This is a genomic window from Carboxylicivirga litoralis (assembly GCF_025499605.1).
GTDB lineage: Bacteria > Bacteroidota > Bacteroidia > Bacteroidales > Marinilabiliaceae > Carboxylicivirga > Carboxylicivirga litoralis.
Map to the genome: position 1 here is coordinate 267,376 of NZ_JAFMVC010000004.1, position 23,930 is coordinate 291,305.

Genomic DNA, 23,930 nt, shown 5'->3' on the forward strand with positions numbered 1-23,930 from the left:
TGCCTCAAAATGACAAAGTACCGGGCTTGAATAAAATTAATGTGGTCTTGAATGATTCCTGAGAGGGCACAAGTGATTTGATTGGGGGTCGTAGCCATTAAAAGGCGGTCTTCAGTGATTTGTAAATGGTCTGGAATGATTTTTAAGTGGACTTGCATGAAAAAAACGTGAGTCTGAATGATTTTTAAACGGACCTTCTGAAAAAATAAGAGGGTGTCCGAAAATCAAAAAAGGAATACGGTCACTGAGCGGAGTCGAAGTGATTATGCATTGAAAATCAGCTTTATTTAAATTTCATCTCGACTCCGCTCGATGAACGGACTTTTGTTTTTGGACACCCTCTTAAATTTTTTGTTTTAAATGGAGCTTAGAAACCTAATCCAAACTTCGCCCAATACATTTCTTCCAACTCTTTCCAGCGCAACATGGTGGCGCCTGCAAAGTCTTTGGTATAACGATTTAACAACACTTTGGCTTCTTTTCGCTTGCCATCTTTTATAAGTTGCTCAATGCGCACTTCTAATTCTTTGGTTTCTGTCTGACCTTTTTCTTCAAAGTAAGTTATCTCTTTCAAAAAGTCATCTTTGGTTGATTGCCATGCTAGGGTGGCCAGCTTGTTGGCCTTGCGATATTGCCAAATAGCCGCATCTTCACGATAGCGTTTCTGACCACAGAAGTTAAAGCTCTCTGGTAATTCAGTGGCGCCCGAATAAATAGGTATGCGAGGCGATTGACCTGGGTTGTCGAAGCTTAACCAGGCGATACCGCCAATTTCATCAGGTAACCAATCGCGTAACTGGATAATTTCTGAGTAAGAACACCACGAAACAGCCACTGTGCGCTGGAACTCAACGGTTCCTTCTTTTAGTTGATTGTATAGGTTGCGTTCGCCACGTCCCATCCATGGGTTGGCAATAGACGACTTAATGGTATCAACGCCAATCTCTTCTCTTTGGTCGTTGTATTTCTTTTTTGTTACCAACAGGTTCTGTGTCATGTCATACTCTGTGTTTTCGTATGTTTCGCGATACAATGCCATCACATCCTGAACCGATACTTTCTTGTCGGGCTTAACCGAGAAAGGAATTTCATCGGCTTCAAAATTAAGGCTTAATGAAGGTGCTAATGCGTTTAAGATAAAGTATTCACGTATTTTAAAGGGTTTATCCGTATCGCCATAAGCTTTCCAGAATTTAAAGGGCTCTTTACCATCCCATCGACCTAGTTTCTTAGCAGCCGACTTCACATTTTTCGAGGCCATAAAGTGGTCTTTGTCTTTAAAGTTGATTTCGCCAATGCGTGATATATTGGCCGATACACCTACATGGCCGTCAGGAATGCGCTGCGCTGCCCAAATACCACCAACCTTATCAGGACCTTCACCAACAATCTCCATTTGCCACACTTCTTTTTTATCGGCAATAGTGATGCACTCGCCCCAGTCGCCATAGCCATATTCTTCAATTAGCTCACCAATAAGCTTAATGGCGTCGCGAGCTGTTGAACAACGTTCTAAGGCAATGCGCTCTAACTCTTCAATCAGAAACATGCCTTTTTCATTCACCAGCTCCTCAGGACCCACAAAAGTCGTTTCGCCGATTGCCAGTTGCTTTTCGTTCAAACATGGATATGCTGTATTTAAAAAGCTATAAGTCTGTTTAGCTTGCGGAATTGTACCCACCTGCTTCACCTTGCGCATGTCCCAAGGTGTTTCGGTTCTTAGTTTGCCTTTATAGATAGGAGTGGTTGTGTCATTATCAAATGTCTGGGCTTCTTCAATGGTCAGCCAGGTACGATAGCGGCCATCGCAGGTGTGCGAAGTAATTACCGAGCCATCGGTAGTGGCGCCTTTAGCCACCATAATACTGGTGCAGCTTTCGCCGAAATACGGGTCGTTTTTTTGCTCAAATATGCTTTGTGCCTGCAATGTTGTTATCGAAACAATTGCAAAGGCAATCAATAACAGATGTTTCTTCATGAGAATTTACTTTTTTAACTTGATCATTTGAGGTAAAAATAGTAAAACACATTATCTCAACAGCAAACAATCGTCATATTAAGCTGTTTGACCTTTAAATTAACGGTAATTCAGTATCTTAGCTGAGCATTTTAAACGATGAAAATGAAGAGATTATTATATCTATTTGCTTTGATGACAATGACTTGGGGTTGCGGTTTAGAAAAAGAACAACAAGGGTATGCCTTCTATTTAGGCACCTACACCGATGGAGACAGTAAAGGAATTTATCAGGGTTTTTTGAATGCTGATGGTACCATGGATTCTTTGAACTTGGTGGCAGAAACTGAAAATCCTTCGTTTTTGAGTTTCGCTCATCATCAAAAGTATCTGTTAGCTGTTGGTGAAGTAGATGTGGAAGGAACAGGGACTGTAGAGTCGTACCAGGTTGTGGATAAGGGACTAAAACGCCTCTCTTCATCCATTAGTGGAGGCGCGCATCCTTGTCATTTATCGGTTAATGAAACGGGTGATGTGCTGATGGCTAATTATTCGGGAGGTAATGTTGGCTGGGTGAAAATTGATGAGCAAGGGGTATTGAGTGATTTGCTCTACACTGCCCAGCATCATGGAAGTAGTATTACCAGTCGCCAGGCAGCTCCTCATGCTCATTCTATCTGGTTTATGGATAAGAGCCATGCTGTGGCTGTGGATTTGGGCATCGACCAATTGCTTTTTTATCAATTAAATGATAACCAGTTGTTACAAACAGATAGCCTGATGTTGGAAGCTGGTGCAGGACCCCGTCATTTGGCCATACATCCAAATAAAGAAGTGCTTTATGTTATAAATGAATTAAACAGCACAGTATCCGTTGTGGCAAAAGCCGAAGGTGATTGGAAGCTATTATCTTCTATCTCAACCCTACCTGACGATTATTCCAATGATAGTTATTGTGCAGATATTCATATTTCCAATGATGGACGTTTTTTATATGCTTCTAACCGTGGACATAACTCCATAGCTATTTATCAAATCGAAGAGGAAGGGAAAAATCTGAAGCTGATTGGTCACGAGTCAGTTAATGGTGACTGGCCTCGCAACTTTGCTTTAACACCTGATGAGCATTTTTTAGTGGTGGCTAACCAGCGCTCTAATAATTTGGTTGTTTTTAAGCGAGATGAAGCAAGTGGTTTGTTAAGTTTTAAAAGTGAGATAGAAGCGAGTAGTCCGGTTTGTGTTTTAATGGGTAGATTGGTTGGTAGGTTATTAGGTTGATAGGTAATTAGGTCAATAGACCGATAGAAAATAGAGTTGTTTATAAGCTAATTAGTTTCTATAATATCTATCATGAGTTTTTCTTTTAAGGAGTAGTGGTTTGGCAGAAAAGCATGGATTTTGCTGAACATTGTTTAAATATTGTAGAAGGTATTAATGGCCATTATCGGCTTTGTGAGCAATTAGAAGCTGCTTCTGCATCTGTTACTCAAAATATTGCAGAAGGCAATGGACGTGTTTCCACGAAAGAATACATTCATTTTTTTGTATATATACGTGGTTCATTGTATGAATCTATAACGATTTTAAACTTATTGGAGCGAAAAGGCATTATTAATAACGAAAAGTTGAATGAGTTAGAAAGCCTAGGCCTGGAAATTGTAAAAATGCTCAATAGTCTAATTGCTAAACAGCGTGGGTATTTATAGGTTGTTAGGTCGATAGATAAGTAGATCAATAGGGTATTACGTGCTATTTATCTACTGACCTACTGACCTAATAACCTATTGACCTAATCACCTTTTTCCTATCTTTGCGCCTCAAAACACAAAGACATGCAATTTCCCTGGGGGCACGATAAAAGATACAACGATTACAGTTCATACATTAAGCGCACTTTTGGTGAGCGCGTGCAGAAGGTTTCCATCAATGCCGGTTTTACTTGTCCTAATCGTGATGGTTCAAAAGGTGTGGGAGGATGTGCATTCTGTAATAACAGCACCTTTAATCCATCCTATTGCGGACCGGAACTGAGCATTTTGGAGCAAATAGAAAAAGGCACTTCTTTTTTTCGCCCCAAATACCAAACACAACAGTACCTGGCCTATTTTCAGGCCTACAGTAATACGTATGGTGAGACAGAGCACCTGATTGCTCAATACAAACAAGCTTTGTCGCATCCCAAGGTAACCGGTATTGTACTTGGAACGAGACCTGATTGTATTTCAGATGATTTATTGGCGGTATTGAAGGAGTGGACAAAGGATTATTACATTGCCATTGAATTGGGTGCCGAATCAACATCCAATGAAACGCTGGAGCAAATTAATCGGGGGCATACCTACGAGGAAACGATTGATGCAGCTGAGCGAATATCAAAAGCGGGTATCCCCGTTGGTTTGCATATGATTTTGGGTTTGCCGGGTGAGGATAGAAAACGGTTGTTGGAACATGCAACTGAAGTGTCAAGGTTACCTATTAGCTTCTTAAAACTGCACCAGTTGCAAATTGTTAAAGGCAGTCAGTTTGGTGAGATTTATAATGAACATCCAGATTATTTTAACCTGTTAGCGGCAGATGAATTTATCGACTTGGTAGTTGATTTTCTGGAGCTGATGAACCCGCGTATAGTGATGGAACGCTTTATCAGCCAGGCACCACACGATTTATTGATGGCACCACGCTGGGGTCTCAAAAACTTTGAGTTTGTGGCCAAAGTTGAAAAACGATTAGCCGAACGGGATACCTGGCAAGGGAGGCTGTTTAGTGAAAAGTTGTTTAATCAATAAAACGCATATGCCGTTTCATCTCTAACGCGTGTTCGTGCGAAGTGAGTTTCTCAAGTAAGGTAAAAGCCACATCCAGGCCGGTGGCCGGACCTGTTGAAGTTATGATATTCTTATCAATTACAATGCGTTGGTCAAGTACCTTAACACCCATCCCGGTAAGCTGAACTCGTCGATGCCCGCCGGATAAATCATAGGTTGTAGCAGTGCGGTTTTTCAGAACACCGCTTTTACCAATTGGCATGGCACCAACACATACCGATGCTATGTACTTCCCTTTTTTGTCAAACTGACGGATAAGCTCTAAAAAGCGCACATCGTAAGCATCTTCATAAAAGCCGGCACCATCAAAACCACCAGGAATTGCCAAGGCATCGTAATCATCTGCATTGATATCCTCAAACTTCATTTCCGGTTCAACTATCATGTTCCAGGTGCATTTGAGTTTAGGGCGAAAACCAGCTGTTATAACTTCAACCGGATAGTCACCTTCCATGCGGGTCCAGCCCAACACATCGGTAAATACGGCAGCTTCCAGCTCTTCGAAGCCCTGACATAGAAATAGAAGTACGCGTTTCATAGTTTGAGTTGTTTTGTGAATAAAGTTATAAAAAAAGCCCCATCCGAAGATGAGGCTATATAGTATTTACATCAAAAACAAATAGATAATTGGTATGGCTAACCCCAGCAGGAGATACCATTTGCCTCTTCCGGCCAGCCCTTTTTTACCTTTGACCATAAATAAGCCTGATAAGGCAAAAAAGATAAGCGAGAAAGCAAAAATATCACCCATAATGGTCCATCCACCTACTTTGTTGTAATGCAGTTTGTTGATAAAATAAATAAATGGATTTTTACGGTGTTCTTCATAAACTACTTCTCCATTGGTACTTTGATAAACCCCAATGCCACCATCCAGCATTAGTCGATAATGTTCTTCATCAATGGGTAAAATGCGCTTCATTTCAGGCACGTCATTTTGTAACGACCAGGCTTTTGTTAAACCGGCTTTATCTAATCCACTTGCTAATTGAATGGAGCCTTCAATGGTTTCATACGAAGGGTCCGTTCCATCCATATGGTTTAATAGATAACCAGAAATACCGTAAATAATTGTTATACCAACCATTACATAACCCAAATCGCGATGGATAATGCGTAGCCATTTTCTTACTGCCTTACTCGACCACTTCATACGATAATCCTTCTACAAAATATATAGAGTAGTGGTCTTTGTTGTTCGATTTCATCCAGGCGCGCATATCGTTAATGTTGCTCATTTCAGTAGCGCATGTTTCGGCCGTACCATCTTCTTTGGCTTTTTCCTGCACGTCATGTTCCATCTGATCGATGTATTCTTGCGATAGACGACGTTCTTTTAATATGCCATCAACCAAAATGGTATTTCCAACCAAATCGGCGTTGAAACCTGTTATTTTACCTCCGGCTTCAATACGAATGGTAAATTGTTCATTGTCACCAACTAAAAAGCAGCGCTTGCCAGAGTGCTTACATGTGTGGGTAACGTGACCTTTTACTTTAATGTTTTTTTCTACTAACTCTTCGGCTTGAGCTAACAGGTTATCAACCGATACCGTTTGGATAGTAGTTGTTTCTTTCGTTTCTGTGTTCGATTTTTTTGCGGTTGAATTACAGGCTACAAGCGATGCAGCTAGTATTGCCAGGCTTAAGATTTTCTTCATTGCAGATAATTTAATTTGTTGATTAGTCTTGATTTATTATTGTAAATCTGGAAACAAATCTACATAAATGCCTTTAAGAAGAATTGTGTTTACTTAATTATTTTAGCATTTAAAGGAGGCTTTAACAAGCCGTTAACAAGCCTGGTATTTGTTTGGATGAATTAAACCGTTGCCGGGTGTCACCCATATTGTAGATTTGAGTGTCTTTAGTATAAACATGATATTTTACCAAATTTTGCTTTTGAGGCAACGAGAGGCAATTTTGGTCGTATATTTGTTTAATTCCTAAAAACGTGTTGGGATTACTTAGGTGGTCTCATTAATAAAAACTAAAGCAGATGATGAAGAAAAACATTTTAGCCTTGATGATGCTTCTTATTTTTGGAGCAATAGGTGTCAGTGCTCAGATGCAAGAGCCAGTAAAGTGGAAGTTTGAAATCAAAGAAATTAACCAATTTGAAGTTCAGGTGGTGGCGCATGCTACTATTGAAGAAGGTTGGAAAACTTACGGTTTAAATGTGCCAGAAGGAGGACCGGTGGCTACTGAGTTTACTTTTGAAGACATGGTGAATGCCAAAGAATTGAAAAAGCCTGTAGAGGTAACTAAACCAACTGTTAAGCACGATGAGGTATTCGATATGGAAGTGCCATTTTTCAAGCACGAAGCTACAATTTCGCAAAATGTGCGTATCACTAAGCGTCCGGCAACTGTAAAAGGCTATTTAACTTTTATGTGTTGCGACAATGAGACTTGTTTGCCTCCAACTGATGTAGAGTTTGAATTTCAGATTAAATAGGTTTAATTGAAAATATAGATAAAATCCCGCCTTGGCGGGATTTTTTTTGTCAGTAAGTTTCTTAATTGACTATTTCAAAGTGATAATAGCCATATCGTAATTTTTACTATACTTTTGTTCCGATATCTGCATGCTTAAAAGTGCTTTTCTGTAGTCTAGCATATCCTGCATTTCACTATACATACCAAGTTGTTCGTAGTTTCTGGCTTTCCAAAACGCTAAGGTAGGATCGTTAGGTATGTAAACGGTCGCTGCCTCCAGGAGGTTAAGTGACTGGTTGTACCTGCGGTTAGCTTTTCGTTCTATCTTTTTTTGGCTTAACAATTTACTTTTCTGAATGTCTTCAGCTTTCATAAATCGTTGTAATGCATTGCTGTAGTAATTGCGGGCAATTTCTTCAAAAGAAGGATTATCAGGAGCATCGAATCTAACTTGTACACGTTTTTCCATTGACGATGGCCTGTTGTCAACTTTACCAGGTTTCCACATGCCCTCTGTTTGTCTAATACAGTCGATTACTGCAAATTCAAGATCGTAAGATACGTGGTTGATAACTTTAAAATTAGAGAGAGAACCATCGGTATTAACGGTGAATTCGATTACTACTGTACCTTCAACTGCTGGCGTGTTAACTGAGCTTTCGATCTCCAGGTTCTCCATAAGGTAGCAGCAAATGGGTGATTTTTTCACATCTTCTTTTTGTGCCGATTCAGTTCCTTTAAATTGTGGAGGAACAACAGTTGAACCTTCCATCCAAGCATAACCTTGTTCTTGTGCAACTAAGCCAAGAACAAAAAAACAAATTCCGATTGATAATAACATCTTTTTCATGGCTTGTAGATTAAATGAATAGTTGTGGTATTTAATAAGTAAGTACAATAGAAGAGCGTTATACTTTAAAAATACATGAGCTAATTTACGAGCAATGTGGTCCGGCAACATAGCACTTAAGTTGCATTTACTTGCTGGAATGATGATAGAATTGTTTCGTTTTGATAATGGTGTTGCTTTACCGAAAAATGGAGTTATTAATTGTGATATTCCAGTTGGTAGTATTAGAGTTTTTGCCCCGCGTTATTTTTTTAATAAGTTCATTCTTTGCAAAAGACGGGTATAACGCGCATCATTTCTAATGCTTTGTGACGCAGGATTATAGTTGATGTAAGTAATTGGGTAAGTTTTTTTGTCAATTGCTTTATTGAAACACTCAAAAGCTACATCATTATATCCTAAACAGGCTGCCATCATGCCATTGTAACAGTCGTTAATGTTCTGTGTTTTTGCTTTTTCGAGGTAGTGGTTCCATATGGCTAAAGCTTTTTCTTTTTGACCGCATTGGGTGTAACAATAAACCCGGTGCATATCCCATTGCATGGTTTGAGGCAGGCCTTCAAATACTTCTATTGCTTGCTGAAATTGATTATTATGAATGAAGTTCCAACCAAGTACCAAATGAGCATAACTGGTATTTTCATTTAAAGCTAATGCCTTTTTAGCAGCGTTTACAGCTTCATCGTATTGGTTGTTGTTGCAATAGAGCAAGCCAAGCCAGGCGTGGTAAGCTGGGTATAATGGGTCTAATAATGTAGCTTGTTTAGCGTGTTTAATACATTGCTCCATGTCGTTAAATAAAAAGTGGTACCAGGCATAATGTGCATGGGCAATGGCGTTATTGGGATTTGCCTCAAGAGCATTTTCAAATGACACTTTTGTTAAAGGCCAATTCCAATCGCTATATAAGTATAGCAAAGACAGAGCAGTATAGGATTCATCAATGGTTGGGTCGAGTTTAATGGCTTTGTTGGCAGCACTAACAGCTCTCGAAAATGATGTTTCAGCGTCAAGCTGTCCATGTCCCATGGTGGCATAGCCAAGTGCTAAACCGGCATAAGCCAATGGGTCGCCGGGATCTATTCTGATGGCATTTTGCATATGTTGAATCCCTTCTTTAAGCCATTTGTGATTGCCTTGGTGAAGTGCATATATGCCACGTAGATATGAACGATACACTTCAGGGTTGACCTGACGTGTCTGTGTCATTTGTTGAAGTTCTTTGTCTGATATTCGAGCTTTTATTGTTTTTGCAATATCCTTGGCAACGTTGGATTGTAAATGCAGGATATTACCAAGTTTATCTTGATATTTGGTTGCCATCAGGTGTCGTTCATGAGGAAAGACTTTAATGGCCTGTATGATTAAATGAATGCTATCCCCACTTGAAACAACAGAGCCTTCAATAATATTATCAACATCCAGTTCTGAGGCAATGTCTTGCAATAGCATGTTACGTTCTTGATAGTGAAGTGTCGATTTGCGTGATATCACTCTTAGCGAAGAGAGTCGGCCAAGCTCACCAATGAGGGCATCATGAATGCCGTTTATAATGTAATCGTTGTTGGTATCTCCAGTTAGGTTTTCTAGTGGTAAAACAGCGATGGACTTGGGCTTGATAGTCGGGTTAAAAACATAAAAGGATATTACAAAAAGTCCCAATATAATCAAGCTTAGAAAGGTGATGTATAAAAGTTTTTTTGGTCTTGGTGCATTGTTACTTTGGAGCTTAAATTTCGACTTAATGAATGGATGTTCTTGGGCATGGCGTTTTACATCGCCTGGTGAAACATGGTAATGTTGTTTAAATACCCGATTGAAATAACTGGGGGTTTTATAGCCAACCTTATAGGCTGTTTCTGAAACAGTGGTGCAATTGCTTTCAAGCAGCTGCTTCGCTTTTAATAAACGAATTTCGGTTATGGTTTCACTCGCATTTTTACCGGATACTTTAATAAGTTTTCGGTGTAACATTGAACGGCTTAAGCCAACGTTTGTTGCGAGTTTTTCAACTGAGAAATCTTCATTATCAATGTTTTGTTCAATGATTTCATGCACCTTCGAAATAAACTGTTCGTCCATAGATTGATGAGGTTCCATGGCTGTAGCATTGAATTAGTGGCTAGTGATAAAATAAGCTGTAAAGGTACGAATGAAAACAGTCTTCTGACAAGTGCGCAGATGCTTGTTGTTTATTTATTGTGGTACTCGTCGGTTGGCGATTGACTTGCTTTTGTTTGCGGTTTATTAACATTTCGTCTACTTTTTTCATAATCAAACCTGCTATATTTGCTGCTCTAAATAAGTGATTATGATTAAAATGATTGTGTCCGATATGGACGGAACTTTGCTTAACTCAAATAAGCATTTGCCAAGTGATTTTGTTGAAGTGTATCAGCTGATGAAAACAGCAGGGATTCGTTTTGTAGTTGCCAGCGGACGTCAGTATTATACTTTGGTAGATGAGTTTGCACATTTTGATCATGACATAGCTTTTGTGGCAGAAAATGGTGGTTATATTAATTGGGATAACGAAACACGAGTTAATAAACCCATGAAAGCAATCGACGCCAAGGCCATGATTGAACAGCTTCGTCAGATTCCTGAGACCAATATTGTACTGTGTGGGCAGAAGGGAGCTTATGTTGAGGGGCAGCCTTCAGATAAGTTCATGGAAGAGCTGGCAAAATACTATGCCAGGCACAGTGTGGTGTCCGATTTACTGGACGTGGAAGATGACATCCTGAAAATTGCCATTAATAACTTTGAGCAACTGGAAACTGTTGTTTATCCTAAAGTTAAGGCTCTATTCAAACAAGGATTTCAAATCAGTACTTCTAGCCCTATTTGGCTCGATGTGATGTCGATAGGGGTGAACAAAGGAAATGCTGTTCAGTTGTTGCAAAAAGAAATGGGCATCTCACCTGAAGAAACGATGGCTTTTGGTGATTATCTTAACGACTATGAAATGTTGCAGGTTGTGCATCATAGTTATGCCATGGAAAATGCGCATCCGGATATTAAATCCATTGCCCGAAACATCACCCAAAGTAATGATGATAACGGAGTGATGCGGGCTATCCGTAAGCAATTGGCCACTATGAGTGAAACAGAAGCCAGGTTCGATTAATCATTTACGCCCTTTCTTGAACATGTGTGGGTAGCCTCACATAAGGCACTGAGTTAACTTTGCAGTCAATCTCAAATTAACTCAATACACATGAAGACATTTTATTTTTTACTATTTGCATTATTGATTGCTAGTAATAGCCTGGCCCAGGAGTTTAAAAAGCAAGGCTCGGTTAGTTATAAAGTATTGTATAATGGCAATGAGCGTGGTGATATGCCACTGTTATATGTGCAATTTGCCAACAATAGTTCAAAGGTTTGGCGCGATGCTCCTGAAGTAAAGCAGCTAATTCCAGGTTATGCCCACGAAGCCAGCTATGTTGATTATTCTGGTAAGCAGATTTTTCAATTGGCTCAATTTGATGATGGTGAAGTGTATCATTCAGTGGCTTCAATGGATGATTTACCAAAGTTGGAATTCACAGATAAAACCCGGGAAATAAAGGGCTATACTTGCCAACATGCCCAAACAGTTATTAATTCAAATCATATTGATGTTTGGTACACTACCGAAGCTGGCATACAAGGATCGCCACAGCCAAAAGTGGGTTATGTACCCGGATTGGTGTTAAGTGTGGTACGAAATGGTAACTATGAAACCTTGGCTTCGGAAATAAACATCAAAAGAAAAAAAGCTAAAAGCTCTTTGATGCCTTCGGATTTAGGCAAAGAAGTGTCGCGTTATGAGCTAGGCGATATTAAACGCGAAAAAATGATTATCAGCACCCGTGTGTTTGATGATGAGCAAATATGTTGGGGTAAAGACAAGATGGAAGTGAATGAGCCTCTTCTGGATTCTTTGTATCATTTTGCAGGAGGGACTCTAATTGTTAAAAAAGTAAAGTTGCCCGCTACACCTGACCATTATTCGATTTTTGCCGAGATAAAGCAGTACAGCAATGGTGATGCGTACGATCGTACGGGTTCTGTTTTTGTTATTCCAACCAATCGTGAGCAGAGTTTTTGGGATGGACTGAAAAATGGAATGAATACTTTACCAATTTATTACGATGCTGATAGTGTAGATTATCAGGGTGTTGTGCTTGAGGATAATTATGAGCCGGTAGTGGAATTGGTGCGCTTCTTCACAACTTTTGGTGTACGTCATTTTAACGACAGGGTGAAGATAAAAGACATTGAGTGGGAAAACCATACGATTTACAAGCAGGATGTGAGCGAGTTGAAGTCTTATTTAGAAGGCGAAGTATTAGTTGGTGCTTTTATTGGAAACTACGATAAGGGAGGGCATAAATTAACATTGGATATAAAAGCCTATCCGGGAAGCTATGATTGGGCTGAAGAAGACAAAGAAAAAGTCTTTACTCAACCTCTGTTTAATACATGCAACGTGATGGAAATGGGTGGTCAGCGCTATGGTACTATGTTTAAAAATGATAGTTTGACCATTGATTTTACAGTTCCGGAAGGTGTGAAGAACTTGAAGTTACGTTATATTACAACTGGCCACGGTGGTTGGGGCGGTGGCGATGAGTTCAACCCTAAGCAAAATGAGGTTTTCATTGATGGCGAGCGTGTTTTTGTATTTACACCGTGGCGTACAGATTGTGCTGCTTATCGCAAGCATAATCCTGTCTCAGGTAATTTCTGGAATGGTATTTCATCTTCCGATCTGAGCCGAAGTGGTTGGTGCCCTGGCACAGCCACAAATCCGGAGTATGTTGAGTTGCCCAATTTAAAGCCGGGTAAGCATCAGATGAAGGTGGCTATTCCTTTAGGTGAACGTGCAGGTAATAGTTTTAGTGCCTGGAATATATCAGGTATATTAATGGGCGAATATGAATAGAGATAAATAGAAAATGCTTTAAAAGACCGATGCAGAAATGTGTTGGTCTTTTTTATGGGTTCAGTTTATAAAGGTCTTTAAAAAAAGAGAGGACAGATACGTTTATCTGTCCTTACCCTTAAATCAGCTAACTAAATCCAAGTTTTATGAAAAAATCCATTACAAAGATGGGGATTATTTTGGGGGTTGCAAGAGTAAAAGTGTTAAAAAATTGTAAAATCAACATTAAAATTAGGGGTGTGGTGATGAAATAGTTGCTAATTGCTTTGGTTTAGTATCCAAAAATAGGGGGTATGTACCTGAAAAAGTAAAAATTAGACAATATCAGTCTTAAAATTAGGGGTGTATTATAGAAATTGTCAATTAAGTTATGGATTTTGTGGTTTGATGTGGGGTTTGTTTATAATTGACACTTTTTAATATTTAATACTATTAAGTTGAAATTTGAACCGCTTTTTTATTCAGCCTCTGAAGTCTAAAATGAAAAAGCAAGGCACAAACGCCTAACCCGATGGGAAAACCGAGCCAAATACCAATTTCGCCAAATCCAGCTTTAAAGGCAGCCCAGTAGCTAAAAGGGATGGCAATGCCAAAGTAGGAGATAATGGTTAAAATGCCGGGAATTGTGGCATCGGCCATGCCTCGCAATATGCTTGAGTAGATGATTTGTATGGCATCAAAAAGTTGAAAGATGACCAGTACAACAATCATTTTAGATGCTAGGGCAATTACCTCAGCATCGTTGGTGAAAAGCTGTGGTAGCCAGTTGCGCAACAGTAAAAATGCGGAAGATATAACCACTACCATCGCAATAACAATCTGAAAAGAGGCCTGTGAGGCCTGTTTAATTAGTGCTGGCACCTGACGCGCCGAAAACTGACTGATGCGAATAGTGGTACCTGCACCAATGCCTTGGTAAAGCATAAAACCAAAAGTAGAGAGGCTGATAACAATCTGATGAGCAGCCAGGCCAGTATCGCTCAACCAGCCAATCATGATGCCCGCCACAATAAATGCCGAAGCCTCAGAAAAGAGGTGTAAGCCCATAGGAACACCTAATTTGACAATTGATTTAACCGTTTGCAGTATCCTATAAAGAGACAGCTTAACAGCAGCTGTCTTCAGCGGCTTATAGTTTCGGATGAACGCGGTCATGATAACAGCCATGGCCACCCGCGCAATAAGTGTTGACCAGCCGGCTCCGTACAGGCCCAGTTCGGGCGCCCCCATCTTTCCGAATATGAGGATGTAGTTGCCCAGTATATTCATCACATTCGCTATTAGCGTAACGACCATGGCCAGGCGTGTGTTTGAAAGGCCTTCGGCCAGTTGCTTGCCACTTAAAAACAGCATCAGTGGGATAATGGACAGGCTGATGATGTTAAAGAAGGTTTGTGATTGCTGAATTATACTCTCGGGCTGATGCATAAAGGGCATGGCATAGTATAATGCCAGGCAGGTGAGCGCCAGGATGATGCCCATCAGGCTGTTGGTGGTATAAGCTCCATACTTTAGAAAATGCAAATGCTCGTACTGCTTTTTACCAAATGCCTTACCTACCAATGGGGTGATGGCCATGGCAAAACCCATTCCAAAAATAAGTGGTAATGAAAATAAGGTGTTGGCAAAGGCGGCGGCTGCCAATTCTGTTTTACCCAAATGGCCAATCATCATGTTATCAACCATCCCAACTGTTATTTGTCCTACCTGCGCAATAATAACAGGTAGCGCTAATCTTCGTGTTTCGGCATAGTGCGGACGAAACAAACGCCAGTATCGCTTCATAATCAAATAAAATAAACAAATAATAATGCGGGCGAGACCTTGCCCTTTAATACACCTGCAACATTCAAGGCTTGCAAAACGAGGTTTTGGGCTTCAAGGTGAGAAGCTTTGAAATGTCGATCATCAATGTATTAAAGTCGCCAAAGATTGGGCACAAAAGTAAGTGCTTTTAGTGTTAATCAGCGTTAAAAAATTAAGTGATTTGGTAATTATGTCATCCAAAGAAGGAAATTAATTTACCGGTATGTCTTCAGTACGGCTTTCATCTTATTGGACGAATCAACCAGGCCTCCTTCACGGTTTCTCATCCGCCAGATGGTTTGGTGCTGTAAAATAAGCGCTTCCAGTTCCTGTTTTAGTTCGGCCTTCTTAGCTGCTGGGATACCTGCAAAATAGCCATCCGCCGTTCCAATCTTGGCTAAAGCCAAGTGGCAGGCGTGTAATGCAAGCATACTAGCCTGTTCCACTTCCTGCTGGACAATATCTGCATCGGCACATTGGATAGGCGCAGCCTGAAATGCGGCGAGTTGTTGCTCAATAAAAGCAATGGTTGCTTTAGTATTGGGTTTATTAACCTGCTTAAGCCATCGGTCGGTTTTAATGGATCTGCTGTTACGTTTCAGCAACTGATGAAAAATACTACTGTTACTCGTTGGAGCCTGCATTTTTAAGTAGGCATCGCCCAGGTTGACGAGTGCTGCTCCACTTTGTCTACTGGTGTCATTAAACACTTGCAGCGAAACGTGTTGTGCAATGTCGATATCGGTATTGCTTTCAACACTCCAGCTGAGTGCCGCTCCATATAACAGGGTAGGGTAGCAAACCGCTAGTGGTTGCCAGTGGCCCTGATCGCCCCAGTTGGTGTTAAGGTAGCCGGTAGCGCCGTATTTTTTTCCATTGATAGCGGCATTTTTTAGGTTAGCAAAGCCATTTTTGTTTCGGCCAATTATTGAATTCCAGGTTGAAGTGCCCGGACAAACATAATAGGGTAGTCCAGCTTTTTGAAACTGAGGACAATTTTTATCGAACGGATAATCAGCCTCGTATCCCCATATTAGTGCAACCATATCTTTGGGTAACTCTGGTATGAGTTCCGGATGATGTAATATGATATCGCCCCAAAACTGAGTCGTTCTATCGTATTTATCTACTTCCTTTTTTAGTTCCATCACAAAATCAAGGTAGACCCTTCCTTTGCCTCTTTCCTGGCAGATATCCTTTGATTTTCCAACGCCTAATTCAACCGTTTCGTCGCAGCCTATATTAAAATACTGACTGGAGAAATTGGGCAATAACTCGGCATATAATTCTTTCATTAATTCTAAAGAGCCGGGTTCAACAGGACTCAGGCTGGTGCGCGACATCATGCCCCAAATGGTTTTGCCTGGTTGTGGTAGTTCAGCCAAATGTTCATATTCCGTGTGTTTTAGCCAGCGTTTCATATGGCCAAAGGAGTTTTGGTTGGGCACTAAATCAATAAAATGGCGGCGGCAGTATTCATCCAATTCTCTAATTTGTTCAGCTGTCATAGGACTCGCGTCTTTCCAGATAGTTTCGTGGTTCTGATAGGCAAATGTATGTTCGGTATACAGTTGCAGTTCATTAATTTTCCACATAGCCAGTTTATCAACGATACCATAGAGTGTTTTCATGGTAGGTATTTTATCACGACTGATGTCCAGCATCACACCACGACGAATAAAATCAGGTTCATCGGTGATGTTAACAGTAGGCCAATAATTGTTTTCAATTGCAAATCGTCCTATTTGTTGAAGGGTTAACAGACCATAGAAGAGTCCGGTTTCGCTGCCTGCAATCAACTGAATTTGTGAAGTGTCAATAGTTAACTGATAGGCTTGTGATCTTAGATTGTTATTTATAGTAGCGGATAAAAGTGTATTGTATGGGTTGGTAATGACAGGAGATAGATTTGACTGAATGCTCGTTTGTTCAAAATTGTTTAAAATGGCGAGCAGAGGTTTACTTAGTTGTATTGCATCTGACTGAATATAGATGGTACCCTTTGATATTTGCAGTCGTTGGCCTGTCAGTTCAATTGATTTTGGGGCAGGTAGCAGGTAATCATGAATATCTGAAGCCATGCTCAATTGACATACAACAAGCGTAAGGCAAACTAGTAGCTGTTTCATTTTAAGGTTTTATCGATTGACAATCGAATTTAATAAATCGCTGTTTTTATTCAAGTTTCAATCAGGATAATTTCTAATTTATGATTGAATAATCTTGTCAGGCTACCATAAAGCGCTAGTTTTGTTACGACAAACAATATCAATTTCAAATTATGTGGACATTTCTAGGTGCAATATTAGCCTTGATACTTGGCTTTGTGTTTTATGGTCGGTTTATGGAGCGTTTCTTTGGTGCGGATGATTCCAATCCCACGCCAGCCATTAAACAGGACGATGGAGTTGATTTTTCACCGATGCCTACCTGGAAGGTGTTTACCATTCAGTTTTTAAATATTGCCGGATTGGGGCCTATTTTTGGTGCTATACTGGGTGCTATGTATGGGCCAATAGCCTATTTGTGGATTGTGTTAGGCTGTATTTTTATGGGAGCCACTCATGATTATTTTTCCGGAATGCTATCTATTCGTCATGGCGGTGCCAGTATTCCTGAGATTGTTGGTAAATACCTTGGCAAAGGGTTTCAGAATTTTTTACGCGTTTTCACCTTGTTGTTGTTGATATTTGTTGGGGTGGCTTTTGTTTCTGGTCCGGCAGGTTTATTGGCTAATTTAACGGGTGGGGGATTAACCATTTGGTTGTATGTTATTTTTGCCTATTACCTGATTGCAACACTTTTACCAATCAACAAAATTATAGGTAAGATATATCCTTTGTTTGGTGCAGCGTTAATAATTATGGCTTTGGCTATTGCTGGCGCCATGCTCGTTGGAGGCTTTTCAGGTTTGGTAGTAATGCCCGAGTTATCTGCTGCCAGTTTAGCCAATTGGCATCATCATCCAACTGAAAACATCTTGTTTCCGATGATGTTTATTGTTATTTCCTGTGGTGCTTTAAGTGGTTTTCACAGCACTCAAGCTCCCATGATGGCTCGCACTATTAAAAAAGAAAGTTATGGGCGATATGTGTTTTATGGCGCGATGATAGCTGAAGGTATTGTGGCCATTATCTGGGCCACAGCAGCCATGACATTTTTCGGAGGAGCAGAAGGCTTAAATACAACCATGCAATACGATGGGCATAATCCAGCGTGGGTAGTGAATGAAATTAGTGTTGCCTGGCTAGGTAGTATTGGTGCAATTTTTGCGATCGTTGGCGTTATTGCCTGCCCAATAACAACGGGAGATACTGCTTTTAGAAGTGCTCGTTTGACCATTGCCGATGTGTTTCAATTTGATCAATCCAATATCAAAAGGCGTTTAATAATTAGCATTCCGCTTTTTGCAGTTGGTTTTATATTATCGCAAATGGATTTTGATAAGATTTGGAAATTCTTGGGACTTTCCAATCAAATATTAGCAGTTGTAGTACTTTGGACTGGTGCCATGTACCTGGCAAAACAGAATAAGGCGCATTGGTATTTATCCTTACCCGCTGTTTTTATGACCATTGTTTGTGCAAGTTATTTATTGGTTGCTCCCCATAAAAATGGTGGATTAGCTATAGATGCACAATTGGGCATTGTGGTTGGAATAGCATGTGGCCTTTTATCATTGATTTTATTCGTTACTCGAATTAAAAGAGTTGCATTAAAAGCGAAAGTGGCATGAGTTGTATCGATTATAAGCGATTGGTTAAGAGCGCAATTGAATTGAGTCGTATTCAAGATGTGGCTCTTGATGTTAAAGAACCAGTTTCGGATGAACTTATGCGTTTTTGTAATGATAACGGATTGGGAGCCTGGTGCTTCGCGCAGTGTCAGCAAAAGGCTTTGAGTGGAGTTGGAGAGGCTGCATTAAGCAATTGGAAGTCGGTTTATTTTCTTAATACCATTAATTACCAACGTTATCTGGCCGTATTTAATAAAATTAGCAAATACCTAAGCGAAGCAGGTATTCCGGTGATTGCCTTAAAAGGTATTGCTTTAGCCAGTCACTTGTATAAAGATGATGGTTTGCGTCCAATGGGTGATATCGACATTCTAGTGCCGGAAGGTATGGGCATGAAAGCTCTTGAGGTAATACTGCAAACTGAGGCTGAACCACTTTTTGTGCCCCGTTCACCTTATCATGAGCAGTCGGATGCCCACGTACGAGGAGTGAAGGTTGATGGTATTATGGTTGAAATACACCAGCGACTTTTTTCGTTAGGTAGTGATTATTATACGCGTAATGTTGATTTTTTCACGCATACAGTGGAGATAGAGAAGCAAGGTATCAAACTAAAGCAGTTAGATGCAATTTGGATGGGGTATCATCTTATTGCACATGCTGTTAAAGGTATTGAAATGGGCGGTTTGCGATTGGGATGGCTGCTGGACATTGCGTTATTGATTCATTCACAACAAGAAGAGCATTCATTTTTAAAAGATATTTTCGCTATAAAACCCGAAAAGAAGAAGGAAATGCAAAGTGTGATCGATATGGCTCTGTTATTACTACCCAACCAGGTAATGTCACAAGGGCATAATGTTGATTGCATGATTGATAGGATTGCTCAATTGGTGCAAAATGATGATCATTCAAAATCGTATAGGTGGATAAATTTAAGGCAACTATTAAAGGTGCCTGGCTTTTCTACAAAAGTTAAGCTTCTGTGGTATGAGTTTTTTCCACAAAAGGCGTACATGCGTTTCCGGTATCAGGGCAATAAAAATGAACCATTATGGCGCATATACATCAAGCGTATTATCAGGCGATAGCTAAACTTCCTGATACACCGGGATAATCTCTTTCCCTTGGTTTAAAAAGAATGCTTTGGTTTGTGAGTAGTTGCGCGTAAATCCCAGAAAGAAACCACCACCACCTGAACCGCAAAGTTTAAGGGTGTATAGTTGGTTGTCGAGCCCTTTGCGCCAATATGATTGTATATTCGTGGGAATCATTTCACTAAAATGTTCTAATTGGAATTTTGAAAGCACATTTAAGTGATGAAACATGCAATCCAGATTGCCATTGAGCAAGTGATGTATGCACTTGTTGGTTGTTGGTGTTAACTCGTTATCAATCTTCTCTTTGAAAGAATTATCTTGTGTTTTATCCATAAATCGCTTCACAAGAGGAGCCGTTTTGCCAGTTGTTTCAGCATCAAGTAGAAAAATAGCATCTTCGTTAAGAATGTCGCGGCGCGGAATGCCTACTGATGAGATATGTTGGGCATTCTCCAGAACAATTGGATGTTTCAGATAGCAAATCAATGGATCGATGCCCGAGCTTGTGCCGTGATAAAAGGATTCGATTTGTGCAAAAATGGCTTTTAGTTCAAATAATTCTTCATCACTAATAGTGGCATGTGCTTCTATTTTATCAATGGCGTATTGATTATAGAGTGAAGCCACTAAAGCTCCGCTACTCCCCAGACCATAGCCTTCAGGTATAGAGGATTCAAAGTAAAGACCTTTTTCTAAATCCTTCCATAAACTTTGGGTATCCAATTGAGCTTTAAGCTGGTTTTTCTCATTCAGTTCAAACAGGTAACCGGCTAATTCCTTTAATTGCAAATTCGAATGCTTAGCGAAGTTTAAATTGGTGTAGCTATCATTATTAATAAAACGCAATTCTCCATTAAAATGTGAATAAGGGATAGTTAAGCCCATCGAACCCATTATAATGCTGTATTCTCCAAACAGCATCACTTTTGAATAGTATATATCTTTCTTGTCTTGCATCAAAATGCTCTGTAATTGATTACTGTAATGATATTTTATCAAAAATCACCTCTTTATTATCACATAATACGCGCAAATGTTCTTCAATAAATGGCAGTACAATTTTACTTTGTGATTCAGGGTAAATAAGGTGGATGTTAGGTCCGGCATCAAGGGTAAACGTTAGTGGTATATGATGATGTTCCCTGAATTTAATAATTCGTTTAATAGCCCTGAGCGATTCCGGTGCCATAAGCGTATATGCCGGAGAAGAACTCATCATCAAACCATGAAGGCTGAGCGCTTCTTCCTCGCAAACTTTAGCAAATGTCACAAAATCACCGTTTTTAAGGGCTTCTAATAGCTGCGTTGTATGGTTGTTGGCCTGTTTAATTCTACCTTCGCGATAGGGATGATTGTCCATTAATTGGTGCCCTACGCTACTACTGACCGATTTTACACCTTTGCGAATCACCAGAATAGTATCCTGCAAATCATTAAAAACAGGATGTACTGATTCATTGATAGAAACTCCGTAATGGTTACTTGCTTTTGATATCAATGGAGTTTCTCCCCATAACACCCAGCCAGGCATTGCAGACCGACAAGCACTACCTGAACCTAAGCGCGCCATTTCAGAAATGAATTCCTGTTCGGTTTCTTTAATAGTATCGGGTTCAATCTGCACCTGAATATCATAAAAGGCTTTAGCGATTGATGCCATAGAACTCGCAGATGAGGCTATGCCACTTGAGTGAGGAAAGGTATTTGAACTTTCAATTTTGAGTGTGCCTTTTTTTAAAAAAGGTAAATAGTTTATTAGTCGATGACTTAAGGCATTGAGTTTGGGAATAAAAGCGTCTTTAGGTTGGCCTTCAAACAGAAATTCGATGGATAAATCACTGTTATTTGGCGAATAAGCAATACGAGTATTGGTAACTGATTTTGAAAGCGTGAAGCTAATACTTGGATTAACAGGTTCCTGAAGACCTTTTTTGCCCCAGTACTTAACGATGGCAATGTTGGAGGGTGCAAAAGCTTTGGCTTTATAGATTATTTTTGTGTCAGATGTTGTCATTGGTTTGCTTTAATGTCATTCAATTTAAAGATGCTTGTTAATCCTTTATCTTTAAAATAGGTTCTTATATAGTTTTCAGGTTCCTCTGATATAACCATCATAAAGTCACCACCCCAGGCACCTAATGTTTTAATGTAACCTTCGAATTCTTTAAAATGTTCATCCTTAACTGCGTTTAGTTGAACAATTTGACTAATAATCCTTTCATGTTGCTCCATCATCTCTCCAAAGTGCTTTATATTTTTGCTGTTCAGCATTTCGTCCGTTAAATAATTGATCTGTTCAATGGATGCATCTCTGACTCTTAGCTTTGAGAACCGTTTAATTTCGTGTTTACTACTTTGTTTATTGCCCGAATAAATTAACCAGATATTTTCTTTAAATGGAGGATTAAAATCAACTGGTGATATTTTAGGTACATTGTCTACTAACTGATATATGATGGCACTGTTGGCTGTCGCACAGGCAATGTCATAACCTGAACCACCAAAGGTTTCACCAAGTAACAAATAGGGATTAATTCCCAGCCATTGTGATAACAAAGAGATAAGTGTAGAACTGCTTCCCCAACCCCAGTTCGGATTAAACTCAAGCTTGGTAACAGCTAGAGAGTTTGAAATTATGGTTTTAATGTCATCGCGGTAGTTGATGCATTTTTGAAGAATCAATGAGAGTTTTTTAGCTAATTCCAGGTTGTCAGTGAGGATAATGTTCAGGTTGTCATCAAACTCTACCTCAAACCAATGACCATTGATGTGTGTGGCTACCCATTTAAAATAGTTTTTTTGATGTGAGTAAACTTTTAACGATTGTCCAAACTTTAATGGTATTGCCAAAGCTTTAGCACCTGATAATACTAGGTACTCACCGCTTAGTAATAATTTCCCATGCGCATAATATGACAGTGTGCTTTCCCCGTGCATTATTTTCTCGATTCGTTTAAAAACTGCTCAACCATTGAGTAACTAACCACCGTATCTTTAAAATGTTTGAGTGCAGATGACTTTTCAGCTTCAGATGCTTCTAAGGCATTCAAAACATTGCTCAAATGCAGTTTCATATGACCTTTTTGAATACCACTTGTAACTAAAGATGCTACGGCTCCAAAGTTATTGGCCAGACCAGCAGCTGCAACAATCTGCATCAGTTGCTCAGCCGATGGATGTTGTAATATTTGCATAGCCGCTTTAGCCATAGGGTGGGTGTTGGTCAAACCACCAACCGTTCCTAGTGCCAAGGGTACTTTCAATGTATAGGTGAATTGATTATTATTAATGTCTATTGATGTTAAGGAAGAATATTTTCCTGAACGAGCTGCATAAGCTTGAGCTCCGGCCTCAATAGCTCTGAAGTCGTTGCCGGTTGCCAAAACCACCGCATCTATACCATTAAAAATACCTTTGTTATGTGTTACTGCGCGGTAAGGGTCGTTAATGGCAATTTCTACAGCCGTTTTAAAGCGGGTCGCAAACTCGGGTGAAGAATAGTCGCCAGCATAGGGTTTTAATTGCTTAATATCACACGAGACACTGCATTCAACCAGGCAATCAGGTGTGTAATTACTCAAAATACACATGATGGTTTTTGCCTCATTATCTTTTTTGAGCTCTTCGTGCTTATTGATAAAATCCATTAAGTGAGGGGCAATGGTTTCCAGGCAGGTATTAATAAAGTTAGCACCCATCGAATCGGCTGTTTTAAACTTTATTAAGACCTGATGAGTGTTTTCCATGTTAGAGATGGATTTAAACTCAATGTCTACAATGCCACCACCACGCTCGCGCATTTTTTGAGTTATACTCTCAGTTACAGTATTGATTAGCTCAAGCATTTCATCTTTAAACGAATTGAGAGTAGCACAATTCCCCGTCCAGGTAAAATGGATTTGCCCATTCTTAAGTGTATTTATCACCTTCGTTTTGAAACCGCCATTTTTGGCCCAAAAGCTGGCGGCTTTGGAGGCCGCTGCTACAACAGAACTTTCCTCAATAACCATGGGTACCATGTAGAGCTGATCATTAATCAGAAAATTAGGCGCTATGCTAAAAGGTAAATAATAATTTGAGATGATATTCTCCGAAATGTCATTAAATAAATCTTGCTTGCCTGGATGTAAAAACTCCTGAAAAGATTCTGCCAGTTGGGGTGCTAGCTCTTGCTGTTCAAGTAAGAGTTTCACCTTTTCTTCACGATCTAACTTGGAGAATCCTTTTAAAATTGAACGCATATTAAACTATTTTTACGATGACTCTAGAACTTGGTAAATGCCG

The 23,930-nt window shown here is 39.8% G+C and carries 20 protein-coding genes; 8 read left to right on the plus strand and 12 right to left on the minus strand.

Annotation, left to right across the window (positions count from 1 at the left end; translation table 11 throughout):
- Positions 1 to 367: 367 nt before the first annotated feature.
- On the minus strand, positions 368 to 1,978 hold the full coding sequence (locus tag J1N10_RS06270) for a dipeptidase (RefSeq protein WP_262325830.1): 1,611 nt from the start codon (positions 1,976 to 1,978) through the stop codon (positions 368 to 370).
- Between the two features lie 144 nt (positions 1,979 to 2,122).
- On the opposite strand from J1N10_RS06270, the gene J1N10_RS06275 reads away from it, so the two are divergent.
- From J1N10_RS06275 to J1N10_RS06285, 3 genes are all read left to right on the plus strand, one after another.
- Positions 2,123 to 3,235 carry a lactonase family protein gene (locus J1N10_RS06275; RefSeq protein ID WP_262325831.1) on the plus strand — a complete coding sequence of 371 codons (1,113 nt, stop codon included), beginning with the start codon at positions 2,123 to 2,125 and terminating at the stop codon, positions 3,233 to 3,235.
- Between the two features lie 113 nt (positions 3,236 to 3,348).
- On the plus strand, positions 3,349 to 3,663 hold the full coding sequence (locus J1N10_RS06280; RefSeq protein ID WP_410053436.1) for a four helix bundle protein: 315 nt from the start codon (positions 3,349 to 3,351) through the stop codon (positions 3,661 to 3,663).
- A 126-nt stretch (positions 3,664 to 3,789) separates the two neighbouring features.
- The gene (locus J1N10_RS06285) at positions 3,790 to 4,743 is read left to right on the plus strand and encodes a TIGR01212 family radical SAM protein (RefSeq protein WP_262325833.1); all 954 of its coding nucleotides are present in this window, start codon (positions 3,790 to 3,792) and stop codon (positions 4,741 to 4,743) included.
- On the opposite strand, the gene J1N10_RS06290 is transcribed toward J1N10_RS06285, so the two are convergent.
- The 3 genes from J1N10_RS06290 to J1N10_RS06300 all read right to left on the minus strand — a co-directional run bounded on the left by J1N10_RS06290 (position 4,733) and on the right by J1N10_RS06300 (position 6,443).
- A complete protein-coding gene (locus tag J1N10_RS06290; RefSeq protein ID WP_262325834.1) occupies positions 4,733 to 5,320 on the minus strand; it encodes a DJ-1/PfpI family protein in 588 nt (195 codons plus the stop codon). The genes J1N10_RS06285 and J1N10_RS06290 overlap by 11 nt on opposite strands.
- A gap of 66 nt (positions 5,321 to 5,386) precedes the next feature.
- Positions 5,387 to 5,935: a PepSY-associated TM helix domain-containing protein gene (locus J1N10_RS06295; protein WP_262325835.1), complete on the minus strand. Its 549-nt coding sequence runs from the start codon at positions 5,933 to 5,935 to the stop codon at positions 5,387 to 5,389.
- Positions 5,919 to 6,443 (minus strand): putative periplasmic lipoprotein, encoded by a 525-nt coding sequence (locus J1N10_RS06300; RefSeq protein WP_262325836.1) that lies wholly within the window; start codon positions 6,441 to 6,443, stop codon positions 5,919 to 5,921. Before J1N10_RS06300 ends, J1N10_RS06295 begins: the two co-directional genes overlap by 17 nt.
- 338 nt (positions 6,444 to 6,781) lie before the next feature.
- Between J1N10_RS06300 and J1N10_RS06305 the strand changes: the two genes are divergently transcribed.
- Complete coding sequence (locus tag J1N10_RS06305; protein WP_262325837.1) at positions 6,782 to 7,240, plus strand: protein-disulfide reductase DsbD N-terminal domain-containing protein; 459 nt, start codon at positions 6,782 to 6,784, stop codon at positions 7,238 to 7,240.
- Between the two features lie 69 nt (positions 7,241 to 7,309).
- Here J1N10_RS06305 and J1N10_RS06310 read toward each other — a convergent pair whose 3' ends face one another.
- Both J1N10_RS06310 and J1N10_RS06315 read right to left on the minus strand, forming a co-directional pair.
- Complete coding sequence (locus J1N10_RS06310) at positions 7,310 to 8,071, minus strand: energy transducer TonB (RefSeq protein WP_262325838.1); 762 nt, start codon at positions 8,069 to 8,071, stop codon at positions 7,310 to 7,312.
- Positions 8,072 to 8,314: 243 nt separating this feature from the next.
- Positions 8,315 to 10,171, minus strand: a complete 1,857-nt coding sequence (locus J1N10_RS06315; RefSeq protein ID WP_262325839.1) for a helix-turn-helix domain-containing protein — start codon at positions 10,169 to 10,171, stop codon at positions 8,315 to 8,317.
- A 211-nt stretch (positions 10,172 to 10,382) separates the two neighbouring features.
- Here J1N10_RS06315 and J1N10_RS06320 point away from each other — a divergent pair, with 211 nt between their 5' ends.
- Both J1N10_RS06320 and J1N10_RS06325 read left to right on the plus strand, forming a co-directional pair.
- Entirely contained in the window at positions 10,383 to 11,201 is an 819-nt protein-coding gene (locus J1N10_RS06320) for an HAD family hydrolase (RefSeq protein ID WP_262325840.1), read from the plus strand.
- A gap of 90 nt (positions 11,202 to 11,291) precedes the next feature.
- Positions 11,292 to 13,004 (plus strand): PNGase F N-terminal domain-containing protein, encoded by a 1,713-nt coding sequence (locus tag J1N10_RS06325; RefSeq protein WP_262325841.1) that lies wholly within the window; start codon positions 11,292 to 11,294, stop codon positions 13,002 to 13,004.
- 432 nt (positions 13,005 to 13,436) lie between these two features.
- Here J1N10_RS06325 and J1N10_RS06330 read toward each other — a convergent pair whose 3' ends face one another.
- Both J1N10_RS06330 and J1N10_RS06335 read right to left on the minus strand, forming a co-directional pair.
- Positions 13,437 to 14,789: an MATE family efflux transporter gene (locus J1N10_RS06330; protein WP_262325842.1), complete on the minus strand. Its 1,353-nt coding sequence runs from the start codon at positions 14,787 to 14,789 to the stop codon at positions 13,437 to 13,439.
- Positions 14,790 to 15,025: 236 nt separating this feature from the next.
- Positions 15,026 to 16,939: a beta-N-acetylhexosaminidase gene (locus J1N10_RS06335; protein WP_262325843.1), complete on the minus strand. Its 1,914-nt coding sequence runs from the start codon at positions 16,937 to 16,939 to the stop codon at positions 15,026 to 15,028.
- A 152-nt stretch (positions 16,940 to 17,091) separates the two neighbouring features.
- Here J1N10_RS06335 and J1N10_RS06340 point away from each other — a divergent pair, with 152 nt between their 5' ends.
- Complete coding sequence (locus J1N10_RS06340) at positions 17,092 to 18,546, plus strand: carbon starvation CstA family protein (RefSeq protein ID WP_262325844.1); 1,455 nt, start codon at positions 17,092 to 17,094, stop codon at positions 18,544 to 18,546.
- Positions 18,543 to 19,637 carry a nucleotidyltransferase family protein gene (locus J1N10_RS06345; RefSeq protein WP_262325845.1) on the plus strand — a complete coding sequence of 365 codons (1,095 nt, stop codon included), beginning with the start codon at positions 18,543 to 18,545 and terminating at the stop codon, positions 19,635 to 19,637. The genes J1N10_RS06340 and J1N10_RS06345 overlap by 4 nt, the downstream gene beginning before the upstream one ends.
- Here the strand turns inward: J1N10_RS06345 and J1N10_RS06350 are convergent, their stop codons facing one another.
- From J1N10_RS06350 to J1N10_RS06365, 4 genes are read right to left on the minus strand one after another with little or no spacing between them, the layout of a single operon-like run.
- Positions 19,638 to 20,603 (minus strand): mevalonate kinase family protein, encoded by a 966-nt coding sequence (locus J1N10_RS06350; protein WP_262325846.1) that lies wholly within the window; start codon positions 20,601 to 20,603, stop codon positions 19,638 to 19,640.
- Between the two features lie 19 nt (positions 20,604 to 20,622).
- Positions 20,623 to 21,660 carry a diphosphomevalonate decarboxylase gene (locus J1N10_RS06355; RefSeq protein ID WP_262325847.1) on the minus strand — a complete coding sequence of 346 codons (1,038 nt, stop codon included), beginning with the start codon at positions 21,658 to 21,660 and terminating at the stop codon, positions 20,623 to 20,625.
- On the minus strand, positions 21,657 to 22,583 hold the full coding sequence (locus tag J1N10_RS06360) for a GYDIA family GHMP kinase (RefSeq protein WP_262325848.1): 927 nt from the start codon (positions 22,581 to 22,583) through the stop codon (positions 21,657 to 21,659). The genes J1N10_RS06355 and J1N10_RS06360 overlap by 4 nt, the downstream gene beginning before the upstream one ends.
- The gene (locus tag J1N10_RS06365; RefSeq protein ID WP_262325849.1) at positions 22,583 to 23,887 is read right to left on the minus strand and encodes a hydroxymethylglutaryl-CoA reductase; all 1,305 of its coding nucleotides are present in this window, start codon (positions 23,885 to 23,887) and stop codon (positions 22,583 to 22,585) included. The genes J1N10_RS06360 and J1N10_RS06365 overlap by 1 nt, the downstream gene beginning before the upstream one ends.
- Between the last annotated feature and the right edge of the window lie 43 nt (positions 23,888 to 23,930).